Source organism: Shimia aestuarii (assembly GCF_022814865.1).
GTDB lineage: Bacteria > Pseudomonadota > Alphaproteobacteria > Rhodobacterales > Rhodobacteraceae > Shimia > Shimia aestuarii_A.
Genome location: NZ_JAKVRD010000005.1, coordinates 22,688 through 38,001, shown reverse-complemented (window position 1 = coordinate 38,001; position 15,314 = coordinate 22,688). Strand labels below are relative to the sequence as shown.

The following is a 15,314-nucleotide window of genomic DNA, read 5'->3' as shown; positions in this document are numbered from 1 at the left end:
GAGGGTGAGAGGCGCTATGGATATCACACAGATGCGTGACAGGATATTGAAGCAGGACCGCCGGGCGCTTGCGCGGGCGATCACCCTTGTGGAAAGCGGGCGCGCGGATCACCGGGCACAGGCGAGCGAGCTACTTGAAGCGTTGCGCGGCTCGGGGAAACAGGCGCTTCGGATCGGCCTTTCGGGGACCCCGGGCGTCGGCAAGTCGACCTTCATCGAGAGCTTCGGCATGATGCTCACGGAAAAAGGGCTGCGCGTTGCGGTGCTCGCGGTCGACCCTTCTTCGGCACGCTCGGGCGGATCGATCCTTGGCGACAAGACCCGGATGGAACAGCTTTCGCGCAACCCCAACGCCTTTATCCGTCCCTCGCCGAGCCAATCGCATCTTGGCGGTGTGGCGCGGCGCACGCGTGAGGCGGTGGCACTTTGCGAGGCGGCGGGGTTCGATGTCATCTTGATCGAGACCGTGGGTGTCGGGCAGTCGGAAACCGTGGTCGCGGAAATGTCGGACCTGTTCATGCTCCTTCTTGCTCCGGCAGGTGGGGATGAGTTGCAGGGCGTCAAACGCGGCATCATGGAGATGGCCGATATCATCCTCGTCAACAAGGCCGATGGCGATCTCAAGGCGACGGCGATGCGGACCTGTGCGGACTATGCCGGCGCGCTTCGCCTCTTGCGCAAACGCCCGCAAGACCCGGAAGGGTTCCCCAAGGCGATGACGGTTTCGGCGCTTCAGGAGGACGGGCTTGAGACCGCATGGGGCGAGATGACAACGCTTGTCGATTGGCGGCGCGACAACGGCCATTGGGACGCGCGGCGTGCGGCGCAGGCACGCTATTGGTTCGAAGAAGAGGTGCGGCAGGGGCTTCTTGCAAAGCTGCGCCAATCCCCGGCACGCGAAGCGATGGCAGCGCTCGCGCTCGAGGTCGAGGACGGCGAGACGACACCGAGCCTTGCCGCGCAACGGATGCTGGAAGAGCATCTCGGCGGATGACGGCAGAGGGGCGTATCCTTTTTGACGGGGAACGCCTTCGGGCGTGCCTTTTCAATGCAGAGGCGCCCAAGCTCATCGTGACGTTTCGTCAACGGGTCACGCCGGATGGCGCCTTCAGCGAAAGCCGTCCGGTGCAGAGGTTCGTAAAGAAAAACTACGCCCATCTACACCTGCAAGCGCGGTGCAATGATTGGTACATCAACCAAGAGACCGACGCCTTCGAGGCGCGGTTGCGCGAGATCGTGGCGCCCTATCGCCGAGTGGTGGGCACGGGGTTCTCGATGGGGGGGTACGGGGTGCTGCGGTTTTCCAAGGCGCTTGGACTTCAGCATGCCATTCTGATCTCGCCTCAATTCTCGATCGCACCAGAGGTTGTCCCGCGGGACCGCCGGTATCGCGATAGCGCCGTTGGATTCGATGCGGCGCTCGGAGATGTGGCGCGGCGGGCCAAGCGCGGCATGAAAGGGGTCATCCTTGCCGATCCGTTCCGCCCGCTCGATATCTACAATGCGGGACTGATCCAGGAGGCGTTTCCCAAGCTCGCCTTGTGTCGGCTTGGCTGTGGCGGTCATCCGGCGACGCGGGTTCTTGGCGAAAGCGGCGGGTTTGGCCGGGTGCAGGGGCTTTTGTTGCGCGGACAGGTCGATCCGAGCGAGATCATCGGCCTGCATCGGGCTGGGCGGCGCGAGTCGGCAACCTATTGGCGCCACCTGGCCGAAACCGCCGAGGCGCGCGGGCGAGCCGCTCTTGCACAGGCGGCACGGGGGCAACAGGCCGCGCGAGAGGCGGCTGCGGCCAAGACATAGAAGTTTCGACCGCGCGGGACATTTCCTTGTGCTGAATCACTTGACGGCACCGAGATTAGCGCCTAATGACGCCAGACAAATTTCCGGGCGCTGCCCTTGGCGGCGCCTTATTGCTTTGACGGGGGCCGATTCCCCGTGGACCGTAAAACGAGGATGAACCCATGTCGCGCCGTTGCGAACTGACCGGAAAAGGCCCGATGACTGGCAACAATGTCAGCCACGCCAACAACAAAACCAAGCGTCGTTTCCTCCCGAACCTGAACGACGTGACGCTGCAGTCGGAAACCCTTGGTCGTGGCGTCAAGCTGCGCATCTCGGCGTCGGCCCTGCGCACCGTGGATCACCGCGGTGGTCTCGACAAGTTCCTCGCCAAGGCGAAGGACACCGAGCTTTCGGCAAACGCGCTGAAGGTGAAGAAAGAGATCGCCAAGGCACAGGCCGCAAACGCCTGATATCGCCTGACCGCGAAAGATTTGGAACGCCCCGCCTGTTTTGCAGGTGGGGTTTTTCCGTTTTTGCCGCTTCGTTTCGCCGCTTCACATTCCGGCGTGGCAATGCCTATAGTTGCGCCATGAACCGACTGCGCCAGTCCATCGCGATTCTGCTCGTCTCCGTGCTTGTCCTCACCGGGCACAGCATGGCGATTGCCCGTGGCATGGCGATGCCCGTGGGCGAGATGGAGCTATGCACCGGGGCGTCCGGGCCGGTCATGATGCCGGTGGATGCCGAAGGCAACCCCACGGGGCCGGCGCATATCTGTCCGGAGTTCAGCCTGTCCCTGCTGAATGCCGTGGCGGTGCCGGATGTGGTTCTGCATGCCGTGGAAGGGCGTGGGGAAAAGATCGTCGTGCCACAGGAGCGCAGCTTGCGCGTGATTCGACCTGTGAGCACGGTCGCGCGCGGGCCACCGGAGAACCGCGTCCTTTAAAGGGCGCATTCCGACCCACCCCCAATTCCAAAGACAGTTTCAGGAGAGACGAGATGTCCTTCAAATCCTTCGCCGCGGCCGCCGTGGCCACCATCGCCTTTGCCGCCCCCGCACTCGCCGAGAGCATCATCACGGTTAAAGACCCCTATGCGCGCGTCGCGACCAAGATGTCGAAATCCGGCGCGGCCTTCATGGTCATCGAGAACACCGGCGACGAGGCGGATCAGCTTATCGACGCGCGTTCGGACGTGTCGCAGGTTGTCGAGCTGCACACCCACAAGGAAAACGCCGAGGGCGTCATGCAGATGCTGCACGTGCCGGAAGGTTTTGCCATTCCCGCAGGCGGTGAACATGCGCTGGCGCGCGGTGGCGATCATGTGATGTTCATGGGCCTCAACAAAGGTCTTGAGCATGGCGACGTGGTCAATGTCACCCTCGTCTTTGAAAAGGCGGGCGAGGTCGCTGTCGAAATCCCGGTCGATCTCGAGCGTAAGCCGATGCACGGTATGGGTCATATGAACCATGGCGAGATGAAAATGGACGACTAAACCCGTCCCGGCCAAGGCTCCGATGGGGGCCTTGGCCAACCCGCGCGTCTCGAGTTGACACAAGTCAACAACGCGCCGCCCTCTGCCGCCTATGGTGCGGCGAGCATTGAGGGAGGTCATCATGGCCGAGCAGAGTAATTTCGACATCGTTGTGGTTGGGGCCGGTCCGGCGGGGCTTGGTTTTGCGCGCGCTATGCAGGGCAGCGGCCAGCAGATTGCGATTGTCGAGAAGCTCTCTGAAAGCGTTCTCGCCAACCCACCGGAAGACGGGCGCGATATCGCGCTCACCCATACTTCCGAGGCTTTGATGCGCGACTATGGCATGTGGGCGCGCCTTGACGAGGGGCGCATTGGGACGATCCGGGATGCAAAGGTGTTGAACGGCACGTCGGCCTTTGCGTTGAACTTTGACGCACGCAAAGCGGGCGCGGATTACCTTGGCCGCATCGTCCAGAACCACGAGATTCGGCGCACGGCCTATGAGGTCATCAAGGATGATCCGGATGTAAGCCTGATCTGCGAGGCCGAGGTCGAGAGCGTGGCGACGGATGCGGGCGGCGCGCGTGTCGGGCTTGCCGATGGGCGGCGTTTGCAGGGCAGGCTCCTCATTGCGGCGGATAGCCGGTTTTCGGGTGTGCGGCGCAAGATGGGGCTGGCGGCGGATTCGCGCGATTTCGGGCGGGTCGTGATTGTCTGCGAGATGACCCATGAGTTGCCGCATGACGATACGGCGTTTGAGTGTTTCCACTATGATCAGACGCTCGCGATCCTGCCGATGGCGGGGAATGTCTCGTCTGTGGTGGTCACGCTTCCGGCGGATCGGGCCGAGCAGGTCATGGCGATGAGCGACGCGGGTTTTGCCGCTGATGTCGCGGCGCGGTTCGAGGGGCGGCTCGGGGCGATGCATCTTTCGAGCCCGCGCCACCCTTATCCGCTTGTCGCGGTGCTGGCGCGGCGCTTCGTGGGGCATCGGTTCGCACTTGTCGGCGATGCGGCAGTCGGGATGCACCCGGTGACGGCGCATGGCTATAACCTCGGACTTTCGGGGGCGAGCCTCTTGGCGGCGGAGATCAGAAAAGCGTTGGAGCGGGGCGGGGATGCGGGCGATGCCCGCGCCTTGAAACGCTATGAGGCAGCGCATCGACGCACTGTCTTGCCGCTCTATCATGGGACCAATGCACTTGTGCGGCTCTTTACCGATGATCGCCCGCCTGCGCGCCTTCTACGGGGGGCGGCGTTGCGGCTTGGGACGGTTGTGAAGCCGGTGCATAACCGGATTCTCAACAAGCTCACCGAAATCGAGGGGCATGTGCGCAGCTAGCGCGACAGCTCTTGTGTCACCCAATCGGGGACGATGCGGGTTGCCGGGCCGAAACAGGTTTCGGCGAAATCCGAGACGCGGGTGGACGGTTCGAGGTTCAGCTCGATCGTATGCGCGCCGCCCATCGCGGCCTCTTGCACGAAAGCCGCCGCCGGGTAGACCTCGCCCGAGGTGCCGATGGCGACGAAAGTGTCGGCCTGTGCCAGATGGGTCCAGATATCATCCATGTGATAGGGCATCTCGCCGAACCACACCACGTCAGGCCGTGTCGCGGCACTGCCGCAGGCGGGGCAAAGATCGTCCTTGTGCATTTCGGGCGGCGCGGGCCAGCGGTGATCGCATCGGCCGCAAAGCGCACCTGCAAGCGTGCCATGCATATGCAGCACGTTTTTGGAGCCTGCCTTTTCATGCAGCGCATCGACATTCTGCGTCACAATGAGAACGTCTCCGGGATGTTCGGCCTCGAGCCGGGCAAGCGCCGTGTGTGCAGCGTTGGGCGATGCCTTGGCGGCATGGGCGCGCCGGGCGTTGTAGAAGCCATGCACGAGATCGGGGTCGCGGTGAAACCCTTCGGGGGTGGCGACATCCTCGATCCGGTGCTGTGCCCAGAGGCCGCCCTCGTCGCGAAATGTGCCAAGGCCGCTTTCGGCGGAAATCCCGGCGCCGGTCAGGATCACGATCTTGTCGCGGCTCATGTGTCGCACTCCTGCTTAGGTCGTGGTCAGGATGGCGTGATGTGCGCGAGGCGGCAAGGGGGAGTTGACCTTGGGCGGACGCTTCGGGGATACCGGGGGGAAACAGGGGAGACAGGTGCGATGGCGACATGGATAGCGGCAGAGAAGATCGGGCGCATGGCGCGGATGTGGGATATGCCCGCGCGCCAACCCACGGATGGCGGCAAGGCCCCGATTGTGTTGCTTGGCGGGGGCGGCACACCGCGCACGCTACCGTGCAAGGCGGTGCCAGAGTTGGAGGCGGGTGTCGGTGGTGGCTGGCTTTTCCCGCCGCTTGCTTGGGACGGGCAGTTCAGTGGCGGCGCAGAGGCGCGGATCGCAGGCTATGCGAGCGCCAATCCGAATTGGGACGGTGTCATCTGTGTCGCCGGTGAAGCGACGGTCTGGGCACATGTGAGCGCGGGCGAGGTGATCAGTTTTCAGCGTTTTGTCACAGGCCAGCTTGCCGCCGCGATGGAGGTCGACGAGGCTTGGGACGATGCGGTGATGCGCCGGGCGCTTGACGATGCGATGGCACGGCCTGAGCGCCTTGCGGCCTATATCGCGCGGGCAGGTGACGCCGGAACGCTTTGGGGGGCGCTTCTTGGGGCGGAGCTTGCGGCGGCGCGGGTCTATTGGCTTGGTCAGGAGGTGGTCTTGATCGGAGAGGGCCGCGCGGCAGAGGCGCTTCAGGGCGCGCTTGCGGCGCAGGGCGTGCCGGTGCGGCGCGAGGACGACACGGACATGCTTCTTGCCGGGCTAGAGGCGGCGGTGCGCGCGCGGGGAGGCGTTTCATGAAAATCCTGTTCGTTTGCCTTGGCAATATCTGTCGCTCGCCCACAGCGGAGGGCGTCTTTCGTGAGATGGCGCAGGACGTGGAGACCGATAGCGCTGGCACGAGCGATTGGCATGTCGGCGAGCCTCCCTATGGCGCGATGCAGGCAGCGGCGAAGGCGCGGGGCTATGACTTGTCCGATCTGCGTGCGCGTCAGTTCTCCGCCGAGGATTTTGATCGCTTCGACCTCATCATCGGCATGGATGCGAGCAATATCGCCAACATGGAGCGGTTGCGCCCGGCGGGGAACGCGACGCCTGTGCGGCTCTTTACGGATTACGCCCCGGAGCGGGGTATGAGCGAAGTGCCAGACCCCTACTATACCCGCGATTTCGATGCGGCACTCGACCTTGTTGAGGCATGCGCGCGCGGGTTGATGGCGACGCTTTAAGGCCTAGGAGTTGGTCAGGTGCAGGTCGTCGGCAAGCCAAGGTAGCTTGGTCAGCGTTGGCGCGATCACCTGTTCCTGTAGGAGGCGGCGCAGGATCGCATGAACGTCGCGCGGCACGCGGTCGGCCCAGTCGGCGCTCGCGAAAAGCGAGATGGTGCGACTGAACGGGGCGAAGGGCAGGGGGCAGGCCTCGACTTCGTCATGGAACCGCACCGCGCGCATGTAGCCAAGCGGCGTCGTCACAGCCCAGCCAATACCGCGCGCAACCATGGCCATGAGGGCAAGGTGGCTTCCGATTTCGAAACGCTCGGGAAACTCGAGGCCAAGGCGGGTGAATTGCGCGTCGATGGTGCGGCTTATGAGTTGGGCGCGTTCGTAGCGTAGAAAGGGCAATTGCGAGAGCGCGTCGATGGAGGGCGCGCCGCCGGGAAACTGTCCGCGCGGGGCGACAATGATGAACGGATCGCGCACCAGCGGGTATTCCGTCACCCCTGCGAGCATCTCTCCGGTGCTTGCGGCAACGCCAAGATGCAAGTGGCGTTCCGTCATAGCCTTGCTGATCTCGTGGCTTGGTGCGGTGATGAGACGAAAGCGACAGTTGGTCAGGCTCTCGGCCAGAACCGTCGCGAGGCGCGGCGTCAGATCATTATCGAAATCGTCGATCATGCCGAGCGAGAGCGAGGTCAGATGCGACAGGTCCATCACCGTCAGTTCCGATTGCGCGAGGCGGAGCTCGGAGAGGACGCGATTGGTGCGGGAAAGGAAGCTACGCCCGGCAGCCGTCAGGCGCATGGGGCGTTTGCCATGATCGACCAACGCCGTGTCAAGCGCGGCTTCGAGGTTGCGGATTTGCTGGCTGACCGCAGGTTGCGAGAGACCGGTTTCGCTTGCCGCCTGCGCAACGGAGCCGCTTCGGGCGAGAGCCTCGAATACCTCGAGACCCCGCAGGGTCACGCCTTTCGAGATCATGTCTGAACCTCCGGAAGTTTCCGGATTTGTGAATTCAGAAGCGGCTCAGGTCAAGGTTTCTGGGGCTGGATTTCAAGAAAGTGAATGCCGGGCCGTGCACGGCATCAGTTCAGGTGCCCGCAGGAGGCGGCGAATGTGGCGCTGAATTCCTTGTAGCGCTTCCAGAACCGTTCGTGGCTCAGGCGATCCGATTGGCGGATTTCCTGAGCGCGGTGTGGGTCGTCGAAGAAGGACGCAGCGAGGCGTTGGTCGCCACGTGGCAAAGCACGGTCGGCCACCTGTTGCATACAGCGGCACATCCGGCGGCTGGCGGCGCTTCGGTCCGATTTCAGGCAGGCGCGCCGGAGCGTGCCCGCATCGGCGGGGGTCGGAACGGCGGGAACGGTGATGGCAGCCAGCATCAGGGCAACCAGAACATGTTTCATGACTCGGCCTCGAACTCGATATGTCGGTGCCCGTGTTTTCACGGTGCACTTGTCGAGAGTATGCCTGAGGCCGCAGGAGAGATCAATTCGCGGCTGACGGATCAGAAGGTCTGCCAGAAGCCCAGCGTCAGGCAATCGGGCCGCGACCTGTCGCCACGTATCTTGATCCCGACGGTCAGGTGCACCTTGTCCCAAGCGCGAAAGGCAACGGAGGCCGAGAGCGTCGGGGCGGGGCGTTCGACGGTGAGGCCAAGCATGACTTTCATGCGCTCGCCAGTATCGAGGCCGAGCGTCGCATCCAGCTTTGGCACCATGCGGCCGCCATCGCCGGGGATCAGCACGGTCGCGTCGAGTGCAGCCCAGCCGGGTTTGTCAAAGAGCGTCAGGCCACGCCCCCAAGACGCACCGGGGCGGAGCAGGGGGGTCAGTTCGGTGAGGCTCCAGTGTGCGCCGAGCGCAATCTCGCCCGCCATGCGGGCGGTTCTCCCTTCGCGGAGGGGAAAGCGCAGGAAGAGCAGTCCGGTGCCGTTGCCATAAGTGTCCGAACCGCCATCGAAGCCGAGCGTCAGGCGAGGGGTCAGGCCGTATTCGCCATAGACCGCGGTATAGGCATCTATGGGGTAGGGCGGAGGAAAGGGCGCGCTGCGCGCCGGATCGGCCGGGGAAATCTCGACTGTGGTCGATGTAAACGCCGTGCCCTTGTCCCGCAGCCAAGGGCCGGAGAAGGCAGGTCCAGCGCACAGGACGAGAAGGAAAAACCAGCGGATCATATTAACCTCTTTGCAAGGAATGAGCCGGGATGGTTTACTTTCAGTTAACGCGCAGTCTCGCCATTCTGCCGATGATCCCGGCAGGCAGCCAAAGGAGGACACCATGCCCAAGATCAGCAAGGACGCCACGTACCAGACGGTCATCACCACTTTCGAGATGACGCCGGGCACCTGTCAGGACCTGCTCGACGCGTTGACCGATGCCTATGAGAGTTTCATCTCGAAACAGCCGGGATTCATCGCGGCGGGGCTTCATGTCAACGACGCGCAGACACGGATCGCGAACTACTCGCAATGGGAGCGGCGCGAGGATTTCCAGGCCATGCTGCGCAGCGATGAGATGCGCGAACGCAATCGGCAGATCAACCAGCTTTGCCGTAGTTTCGAGCCGGTCATGTATGACGTGGTGGCGGCGTTCAACTGACGCGCGGGGCACGGATCGGGCGTGATCGGCGCCGAGGAAAAGCGTGACCTGCATCAATGTGCGGCCCGGTGCTTGGCTCTAAACTGCTGACAGGAAACAGGAGATTCAACATGTATGAACATATTCTCGTTCCCGTCTCTTTCGACGGCGATCGCCACCCGGAAACGGCCCTTGAGGTCGCATCCAAGCTTGGCACGGAAGGCGGCAAGATTACCCTTTTGCACGTGATGGAGCAGGTGCCGAGCTATGCGGTGAACTACATCCCGGAAGGGTTTCACGAGGATGCCAAGAAGACGATCATCAAGTCGCTTGAGGGTATGGCGACCGGTATTTCCAACGCCGAATGCGTTGTGGTCGATGGTCATTCGGGGCGCACGATTCTCGATTGGGCGGATGAGCACAAGCCGGGCCTGATCGTGGTCGCGTCGCACCGTCCGGGGATGCAGGACCTGCTTCTTGGCAGCACGGCGACGCAGCTTGTGCGTCATGCCAAATGCGCGGTGCATGTGGTGCGCTAAGCCGCGCGTTCGTTGATTTGCGATGAGGCCGTCCAATTGGGCGGCCTCAGGTATTGAAGCTTGCATGTGTTCCTCGTTTGCCGGACAAACTTGGGGGAGGGTGCTAGTTTAGGAGGAGAGACCATGAAAACGATGATGGCAGCGTGCGCAGCCCTTTTGATGGCGGTGCCAGCCTTGGCGCAGGAGGTCAATATCCGACCCGACCTCGCCTCGGTCGAGATCGAAACGGCCACCGGCCCGGTGACGATTGAACGTATTCAGGACACCGAGAACAAGATCGAGGGGGACTGGGCCAAGACCTCGCGGCCCTGCCCGAATTTCTGTATTCAGCCGATGATCCCGGCGCCGGGTGTGACGCCGATTGGCGAGTTGGAAATGCTTGAATTTCTTCAGGATCCCGAGGTCATCGTCGTGGATGGCCGGGTCAAATCGAACTTTGACGGCGGCGCGATCCCGGGGGCGATCAACATCCCCTATACTCAGGCGGCGGATCGGCTTGACGAACTGGGCTGTGAAATCGACTTTGACGGGTTCATCTGTGATGACGCCAAGAGGGTCGCGCTTTACTGTAACGGGCCGTGGTGTGGGCAGTCGCCTACGGCGGCGCGGCGGATGATTGAGGCGGGGTATCCGGCAGAGAAGATCTATTACTATCGTGCGGGTATGACGGGCTGGCGGATGTTGGGCCTGACGGTCACAAAATAAGGCGTTTCAGCCGTTTTTCACCCACCGGGCGCGGGCTGCGTGCGGTGGGTTTTTCTTTGCCTGAAAGCCGGGAAATCCCTTGTCGGTATCACGTCGGTATTGCGTCGGTATCGCGTCGGTGCAACTCTTGTGGCAATTGCGGTTAGAGAGGTTTCAGGAGGGTTAAGATGAGCGAACTGCCTGTGGTCGGAGCACAGTTGACGGTGCTGGATCTGCCAAAGCATCGGGACTGGCTCTTTGAGAAGGATCGCGATCTGGAACTGCCGGAATTCTGCATGGCGGACATTCTACGCAACCCGGACCCGTTCATCGACCTTGCCAAGAACGCGCTCGACGGATGGGACGGGCGGCTTGGCATTCACGGGCCGTTCTCGGGGTTTGAGCTGCACACCGGGGACCGTGAGGTGCGGGCCATTGTGCAAGCCCGGATGGAACAGGCTTTGGATGTCTGCGAAAAGCTCGGCGCCGGGCAGATGGTCATCCATTCGCCCTATGATCCGTGGGATCGTGACAACCTCGACAACGGACCGAAGGGGCGGGACAAGCGGATCAATGCGATCCTCGAAACACTTGGCCCGGCGATTGCGCGGGCCGAGGATTTAGGCGTCGTGATGGTCATGGAGAACATCAAGGACACCGATCCGGCCGACCGTATGGCCGTCATCGAGGCCGCCGATAGCGCGGCGCTGCGGCTCTCTGTCGATACGGGCCACGCGCATTGGGCGCATACGATCTGTGGCGCGCCGGCGGTGGATCGGTATATCAGCCACGCGGGCGAAATGCTTGGCCATGTGCATTTGCAGGACACGGATGGCTATGCCGACCGGCATTGGCACCTCGGGGCGGGGAATATCCCGTGGCACGGGGTGTTCAAGGCGCTCGAGGGGTGTCATGCGGCGCCGCACTTGATTGTCGAGATCAACGATTTTGACCGGGTGGAGGAGAGTGTCGCCCATTTGGAAGCATTGGGGCTCGCGCAGTAGGGCGGTGTGTCAGGCGGAGAGGTCGTCGGCGGCGAGGCGGAAGGCCTTGCCAAAACCGCCGTTGAGCGTCGCGCGGTCGATTTCGAGCCGGGCAAAGGCGAAATCGGGCAGGTCGATATAGAGTTTCGACTTCGGGCGCTGGGCGAGGAAATGATCGCGCAAGGGGGCGAAGGCGGGGTCGGTGCGCTCGATGAAGGCCGCGCGACAGTCGAGCATGAGGCGCGGAAAGGCGAGGGGATCGCCCTTGGCGGGCGGCTCGCCCAGCATCAGCGCACAGCGCGGATCGGCGCGCAGCGCGGGCGTATGCGAGGCAAGGCCGGAGATCAGCGTTACGGGCGTGCCGTCTGTGTCGGTGCCGATGGCGATGCGCGTGACATTGGGTGCGCCGGTTTCCGGGTTGGTCGTCGCCAGTGCGCCGGAGGTGGCGGTGTCGATCAATTGCCGCGCAAGGGCGCGGGAGTCGGCGTCGAGGGGCTGGAACGGATCTTTCTCGGGCATGGCTCTTTTCCTTGTGGTGTCGGGAATGGGTGAGCCTAGTGGCGTGCCTTTGGCGAAAGTGGCGGGGAATGTGCGGGAAGGCAAGGGGCTGTGGTGTCCTACCCACAAGAACGCATGATGCACAGCATCATGCATCGCGCTCGACCCGCCCCCCAGGGCGGGCGCGATTGCGCCCACCCTCGGGATCGGGCGCTTTGGGTGGGTTGGAGGGGGTAGGTCGGGCTTTGGTCCGGCGGTGTTGGCGGGCTGAAACCCGCCCTACTGTTTTCTATCGCGCCTAGAACAACTCAGAGACAAACCGCATTTATGGAGCTACGCGCTATCGCCATTGTTGCGTTGGTTCCCCCTTACGAGCACTTTGGCTGCAAGCACAAAGGGGTCATTGGCATATCCGAGACTCGATAGCTTCTTTGTTCGCATCCAAATTGCGTCAGGTGTCCAGAGTTCCCAACCTCTTCGTAGGAAGAGCTCTTTCATCTCTTTGTCTTGGTTCTTGTAGATATTGCCCGCAGCAAGCCCAAGCTTGAAGGTGGTCTTCTCGTTGGCCAAGCCCTTCTCTGTAAGCTCAATGCGGAGTTGGTCGACAACCGCGCTGGAGTATTGTTCACAAGTGAAGAGCTTGTAGCGTCCGGTTGGGGTTTCGAAGTTACTTTCGAGACTAGCTAGTTTTACTCCGGGTGAGTCCAAATATGATTTGACCTCCAATAGGATGACGGTGTTGGTTGCAGGCTTGAATGCGAGAAGGTCGATCTCCGGTCGAGGCATAGAGGGCTTGCCGAGGCGCTTCTTGACGGTTTTTGGTAGACAAACCTTGTGTGATTGGCGTGTCCAATACCCTTCTTCCTCGAGCAAGAGCCTTATCAAGGCTTCGAAGTTATCCACTACCGCCCCCGCCTCTTCACATTTCCCCCGCGCTGCCCCGGCTTACCAGCCGTTGAGCGGCCGCGCGCCTTGGTCGCCGCGTCGCTGGCGGCTTCCACCGCGCTCTGCCGTGCCAGCGGGTCGTCGGCGACCACGAGGTCCACCGCCTCAAGCCGTTTGACCTCGTCGCGCAGGCGGGCGGCTTCTTCGAACTCGAGGTTCTCGGCGGCCTTGCGCATGTCGGCGCGCAGGCCGTCGAGATGGGCTTCGAGATTGGCGCCGTGCAGGGGTTTGTCGACCTGAGCCGTGACGCGGTTCATGTCCACGTCGCCTTGGTAGAGGCCGGCCATGACGTCCTCGACGTTCTTTTTGACCGTCGCGGGCGTGATGCCGTGTTCCTCGTTATAGGCGATCTGGCGGGCGCGGCGGCGGTTGGTTTCATTGAGCGCGCGGTCCATCGAGCCGGTGATGCGGTCGGCATACATGATGACGCGGCCTTCGGCGTTGCGGGCGGCGCGGCCAATGGTCTGGATGAGCGAGGTCTCAGAACGCAGGAAGCCTTCCTTGTCGGCGTCGAGGATCGCCACGAGGCCACATTCGGGAATGTCGAGACCCTCGCGCAACAGGTTGATGCCGATCAGCACGTCGAAGGCGCCGAGGCGCAGGTCGCGGAGAATCTCGATGCGTTCGAGCGTGTCGATGTCGGAATGCATGTATCGGACTTTGATGCCCTGTTCATGCAGGTATTCCGTCAGGTCTTCGGCCATGCGCTTGGTCAGCGTGGTGACAAGGGTGCGGAAGCCCTGCGCGGTCACGTGGCGGATTTCGTCGAGGAGATCGTCGACCTGTGTCTCGACGGGGCGAATCTCGACCTCGGGGTCGAGGAGGCCGGTGGGGCGGATGACCTGTTCGGTGAAAACGCCGCCGGATTGTTCAAGCTCCCATGCCGCGGGGGTGGCCGAGACGAAGACGCTCTGCGGGCGCATGGCGTCCCATTCCTCGAATTTGAGGGGGCGGTTGTCCATGCAGGAGGGCAGGCGGAAGCCGTGCTCCGCCAGCGTGAACTTGCGTCGGTGGTCGCCGCGATACATGCCGCCGATCTGCGGCACGGAGACGTGGGATTCATCGGCGAAAACGATGGCGTTGTCGGGGATGAATTCGAAAAGCGTTGGCGGTGGCTCGCCGGGGGCGCGGCCGGTGAGGTAGCGGGAATAGTTCTCGATGCCGTTGCAATGGCCCGTTGCCTCGAGCATCTCGATGTCGAAATTGGTGCGCTGCTCAAGGCGCTGGGCCTCGAGGAGTTTGCCTTCGCCGGTGAGGATGTCGAGGCGTTGGCGGAGTTCCTCCTTGATCGAGATGACCGCCTGTTTCAGCGTCGGTTTCGGCGTCACGTAGTGCGAATTGGCGTAGACGCGGATTTTCTCCATCGTGCCGGTGCGTTCGCCGGTCAGGGGGTCAAACTCGGTGATCGCCTCCAACTCTTCTCCGAAGAAGGAAAGCTTCCAGGCGCGGTCTTCGAGGTGGGCGGGGAATATCTCGAGGCTGTCGCCGCGGACCCGGAAAGAGCCACGTTGGAACGCCTGATCGTTGCGACGGTATTGTTGCGCCACGAGTTCGGCCATGACGGCGCGTTGGTCGTATTCCTTGCCGACCTCGAGATCTTGGGTCATCGCCGAGTAGGTTTCGACCGAGCCAATGCCGTAGATGCAGGAGACCGAGGCCACGATGATGACGTCATCGCGTTCGAGAAGGGCGCGTGTCGCCGAGTGGCGCATGCGGTCGATCTGTTCGTTGATCTGCGATTCCTTCTCGATATAGGTATCGCTGCGCGGCACGTAGGCCTCGGGTTGGTAGTAGTCGTAGAAAGAGACGAAATACTCGACCGAGTTCTCGGGGAAAAACCCTTTCATCTCGCCATAAAGCTGGGCCGCGAGGGTCTTGTTCGGGGCGAGGATGATGGCGGGGCGCTGGGTCTCTTCGATGACCTTGGCCATGGTGAATGTCTTGCCCGTCCCCGTCGCGCCGAGAAGCACTTGATTGCGCTCCCCGTCCTTGATGGCGTCCGACAACTCGACGATCGCCGTCGGCTGATCGCCCGCCGGGGCAAAGTCTGTGTGCATGACAAAGGTCTTGCCGCCCTCGAGTTTTTCGCGCGTGGGCAGGTCCTGCATCATGGGCAAAGATTTGTCGGAATGGGCATAGGGCATCGCTGATCCTCCGGTTGTCCCTAATGTGATCCCTTTTTGTTCTTGTGCAAGTCCTGAATGGGGCCTTGTCGGTGAGGTCGCAAAATGGGTTGAACGCGTCGGTTTCCGCGACGTAAGTTTTCAAATTGGTTAGATGTTCTGGCCGATCTTGAAATTTTCATAAACATACGCCCCTGTCTGGTGCAACTTTTCTAACTATTTGTCTTGTCAACAAAGTCCCGGTCTCTATAAGATCGTGATTGCAAGCAGCAGACTTGGTTGTCACTAGCCCGCACTCACACCCCTCGCTCCCCGCGGGTCGGTCGGCATCCAAGGCTGCTTGCATACTTCCTCCCCCGATAGCTTCCGGCGATTGCGCGCTTTTTTCATGGCATGCGACCAATTCCACGCTTGCCCGCCGAGGCCAAATTCCCGATAA

The 15,314-nt window shown here is 62.2% G+C and carries 19 protein-coding genes; 12 read left to right on the top strand and 7 right to left on the bottom strand.

What is annotated here, in order from left to right; genetic code table 11:
• Positions 1 to 16: 16 nt before the first annotated feature.
• From meaB to ubiM, 6 genes are all read left to right on the top strand, one after another.
• The gene (gene meaB / locus MK745_RS06690) at positions 17 to 994 is read left to right on the top strand and encodes a methylmalonyl Co-A mutase-associated GTPase MeaB (RefSeq protein WP_243612508.1); all 978 of its coding nucleotides are present in this window, start codon (positions 17 to 19) and stop codon (positions 992 to 994) included.
• On the top strand, positions 991 to 1,800 hold the full coding sequence (locus tag MK745_RS06685) for an alpha/beta hydrolase (protein ID WP_243612507.1): 810 nt from the start codon (positions 991 to 993) through the stop codon (positions 1,798 to 1,800). Before meaB ends, MK745_RS06685 begins: the two co-directional genes overlap by 4 nt.
• Before the next feature lie 161 nt (positions 1,801 to 1,961).
• Positions 1,962 to 2,252 carry a 50S ribosomal protein L28 gene (gene rpmB / locus MK745_RS06680; RefSeq protein WP_243612506.1) on the top strand — a complete coding sequence of 97 codons (291 nt, stop codon included), beginning with the start codon at positions 1,962 to 1,964 and terminating at the stop codon, positions 2,250 to 2,252.
• 119 nt (positions 2,253 to 2,371) lie between these two features.
• On the top strand, positions 2,372 to 2,728 hold the full coding sequence (locus MK745_RS06675) for a hypothetical protein (RefSeq protein ID WP_243612505.1): 357 nt from the start codon (positions 2,372 to 2,374) through the stop codon (positions 2,726 to 2,728).
• A 53-nt stretch (positions 2,729 to 2,781) separates the two neighbouring features.
• Positions 2,782 to 3,276 (top strand): copper chaperone PCu(A)C, encoded by a 495-nt coding sequence (locus MK745_RS06670; RefSeq protein WP_243612504.1) that lies wholly within the window; start codon positions 2,782 to 2,784, stop codon positions 3,274 to 3,276.
• Between the two features lie 121 nt (positions 3,277 to 3,397).
• Entirely contained in the window at positions 3,398 to 4,597 is a 1,200-nt protein-coding gene (ubiM, locus tag MK745_RS06665; RefSeq protein ID WP_243612503.1) for a 5-demethoxyubiquinol-8 5-hydroxylase UbiM, read from the top strand.
• On the opposite strand, the gene MK745_RS06660 is transcribed toward ubiM, so the two are convergent.
• Entirely contained in the window at positions 4,594 to 5,292 is a 699-nt protein-coding gene (locus tag MK745_RS06660) for an NAD-dependent deacylase (protein ID WP_243612502.1), read from the bottom strand. The two genes, ubiM and MK745_RS06660, sit on opposite strands and share 4 nt — an antisense overlap.
• 120 nt (positions 5,293 to 5,412) lie before the next feature.
• On the opposite strand from MK745_RS06660, the gene MK745_RS06655 reads away from it, so the two are divergent.
• Positions 5,413 to 6,108: a 2-dehydro-3-deoxygalactonokinase gene (locus MK745_RS06655; RefSeq protein ID WP_243612501.1), complete on the top strand. Its 696-nt coding sequence runs from the start codon at positions 5,413 to 5,415 to the stop codon at positions 6,106 to 6,108.
• Positions 6,105 to 6,536, top strand: a complete 432-nt coding sequence (locus tag MK745_RS06650) for a low molecular weight protein-tyrosine-phosphatase (protein ID WP_243612500.1) — start codon at positions 6,105 to 6,107, stop codon at positions 6,534 to 6,536. The genes MK745_RS06655 and MK745_RS06650 overlap by 4 nt, the downstream gene beginning before the upstream one ends.
• 3 nt (positions 6,537 to 6,539) lie before the next feature.
• Here the strand turns inward: MK745_RS06650 and MK745_RS06645 are convergent, their stop codons facing one another.
• The 3 genes from MK745_RS06645 to MK745_RS06635 all read right to left on the bottom strand — a co-directional run bounded on the left by MK745_RS06645 (position 6,540) and on the right by MK745_RS06635 (position 8,700).
• Positions 6,540 to 7,505: a LysR family transcriptional regulator gene (locus tag MK745_RS06645; protein ID WP_243612499.1), complete on the bottom strand. Its 966-nt coding sequence runs from the start codon at positions 7,503 to 7,505 to the stop codon at positions 6,540 to 6,542.
• Positions 7,506 to 7,609: 104 nt separating this feature from the next.
• On the bottom strand, positions 7,610 to 7,930 hold the full coding sequence (locus MK745_RS06640) for a hypothetical protein (protein ID WP_243612498.1): 321 nt from the start codon (positions 7,928 to 7,930) through the stop codon (positions 7,610 to 7,612).
• Between the two features lie 101 nt (positions 7,931 to 8,031).
• Positions 8,032 to 8,700, bottom strand: a complete 669-nt coding sequence (locus MK745_RS06635; protein WP_243612497.1) for a hypothetical protein — start codon at positions 8,698 to 8,700, stop codon at positions 8,032 to 8,034.
• A gap of 103 nt (positions 8,701 to 8,803) precedes the next feature.
• Here MK745_RS06635 and MK745_RS06630 point away from each other — a divergent pair, with 103 nt between their 5' ends.
• From MK745_RS06630 to MK745_RS06615, 4 genes are all read left to right on the top strand, one after another.
• Positions 8,804 to 9,124: an antibiotic biosynthesis monooxygenase family protein gene (locus MK745_RS06630; protein ID WP_243612496.1), complete on the top strand. Its 321-nt coding sequence runs from the start codon at positions 8,804 to 8,806 to the stop codon at positions 9,122 to 9,124.
• Positions 9,125 to 9,234: 110 nt separating this feature from the next.
• Positions 9,235 to 9,642 carry a universal stress protein gene (locus MK745_RS06625; RefSeq protein ID WP_243612495.1) on the top strand — a complete coding sequence of 136 codons (408 nt, stop codon included), beginning with the start codon at positions 9,235 to 9,237 and terminating at the stop codon, positions 9,640 to 9,642.
• 123 nt (positions 9,643 to 9,765) lie between these two features.
• Positions 9,766 to 10,347 carry a rhodanese-like domain-containing protein gene (locus MK745_RS06620; RefSeq protein ID WP_317275224.1) on the top strand — a complete coding sequence of 194 codons (582 nt, stop codon included), beginning with the start codon at positions 9,766 to 9,768 and terminating at the stop codon, positions 10,345 to 10,347.
• Between the two features lie 167 nt (positions 10,348 to 10,514).
• Positions 10,515 to 11,330 (top strand): sugar phosphate isomerase/epimerase family protein, encoded by an 816-nt coding sequence (locus MK745_RS06615; protein WP_243612494.1) that lies wholly within the window; start codon positions 10,515 to 10,517, stop codon positions 11,328 to 11,330.
• A gap of 9 nt (positions 11,331 to 11,339) precedes the next feature.
• On the opposite strand, the gene MK745_RS06610 is transcribed toward MK745_RS06615, so the two are convergent.
• From MK745_RS06610 to uvrB, 3 genes are all read right to left on the bottom strand, one after another.
• Positions 11,340 to 11,828, bottom strand: coding sequence for a HugZ family protein (locus tag MK745_RS06610; RefSeq protein WP_243612493.1), 489 nt, complete (start codon positions 11,826 to 11,828; stop codon positions 11,340 to 11,342).
• Between the two features lie 312 nt (positions 11,829 to 12,140).
• Positions 12,141 to 12,710: a hypothetical protein gene (locus MK745_RS06605; RefSeq protein ID WP_243612492.1), complete on the bottom strand. Its 570-nt coding sequence runs from the start codon at positions 12,708 to 12,710 to the stop codon at positions 12,141 to 12,143.
• Positions 12,710 to 14,896, bottom strand: a complete 2,187-nt coding sequence (gene uvrB / locus MK745_RS06600) for an excinuclease ABC subunit UvrB (RefSeq protein ID WP_243612491.1) — start codon at positions 14,894 to 14,896, stop codon at positions 12,710 to 12,712. Before uvrB ends, MK745_RS06605 begins: the two co-directional genes overlap by 1 nt.
• Positions 14,897 to 15,314 lie beyond the last annotated feature (418 nt).

Coding starts and splice junctions, on each gene's coding strand:
- meaB (WP_243612508.1), top strand. CDS start 17: ATGGATATCACACAGATGCGTGACAGGATATTGAAGCAGGACCGCCGG.
- MK745_RS06685 (WP_243612507.1), top strand. CDS start 991: ATGACGGCAGAGGGGCGTATCCTTTTTGACGGGGAACGCCTTCGGGCG.
- rpmB (WP_243612506.1), top strand. CDS start 1,962: ATGTCGCGCCGTTGCGAACTGACCGGAAAAGGCCCGATGACTGGCAAC.
- MK745_RS06675 (WP_243612505.1), top strand. CDS start 2,372: ATGAACCGACTGCGCCAGTCCATCGCGATTCTGCTCGTCTCCGTGCTT.
- MK745_RS06670 (WP_243612504.1), top strand. CDS start 2,782: ATGTCCTTCAAATCCTTCGCCGCGGCCGCCGTGGCCACCATCGCCTTT.
- ubiM (WP_243612503.1), top strand. CDS start 3,398: ATGGCCGAGCAGAGTAATTTCGACATCGTTGTGGTTGGGGCCGGTCCG.
- MK745_RS06660 (WP_243612502.1), bottom strand. CDS start 5,292: ATGAGCCGCGACAAGATCGTGATCCTGACCGGCGCCGGGATTTCCGCC.
- MK745_RS06655 (WP_243612501.1), top strand. CDS start 5,413: ATGGCGACATGGATAGCGGCAGAGAAGATCGGGCGCATGGCGCGGATG.
- MK745_RS06650 (WP_243612500.1), top strand. CDS start 6,105: ATGAAAATCCTGTTCGTTTGCCTTGGCAATATCTGTCGCTCGCCCACA.
- MK745_RS06645 (WP_243612499.1), bottom strand. CDS start 7,505: ATGATCTCGAAAGGCGTGACCCTGCGGGGTCTCGAGGTATTCGAGGCT.
- MK745_RS06640 (WP_243612498.1), bottom strand. CDS start 7,930: ATGAAACATGTTCTGGTTGCCCTGATGCTGGCTGCCATCACCGTTCCC.
- MK745_RS06635 (WP_243612497.1), bottom strand. CDS start 8,700: ATGATCCGCTGGTTTTTCCTTCTCGTCCTGTGCGCTGGACCTGCCTTC.
- MK745_RS06630 (WP_243612496.1), top strand. CDS start 8,804: ATGCCCAAGATCAGCAAGGACGCCACGTACCAGACGGTCATCACCACT.
- MK745_RS06625 (WP_243612495.1), top strand. CDS start 9,235: ATGTATGAACATATTCTCGTTCCCGTCTCTTTCGACGGCGATCGCCAC.
- MK745_RS06620 (WP_317275224.1), top strand. CDS start 9,766: ATGAAAACGATGATGGCAGCGTGCGCAGCCCTTTTGATGGCGGTGCCA.
- MK745_RS06615 (WP_243612494.1), top strand. CDS start 10,515: ATGAGCGAACTGCCTGTGGTCGGAGCACAGTTGACGGTGCTGGATCTG.
- MK745_RS06610 (WP_243612493.1), bottom strand. CDS start 11,828: ATGCCCGAGAAAGATCCGTTCCAGCCCCTCGACGCCGACTCCCGCGCC.
- uvrB (WP_243612491.1), bottom strand. CDS start 14,896: ATGCCCTATGCCCATTCCGACAAATCTTTGCCCATGATGCAGGACCTG.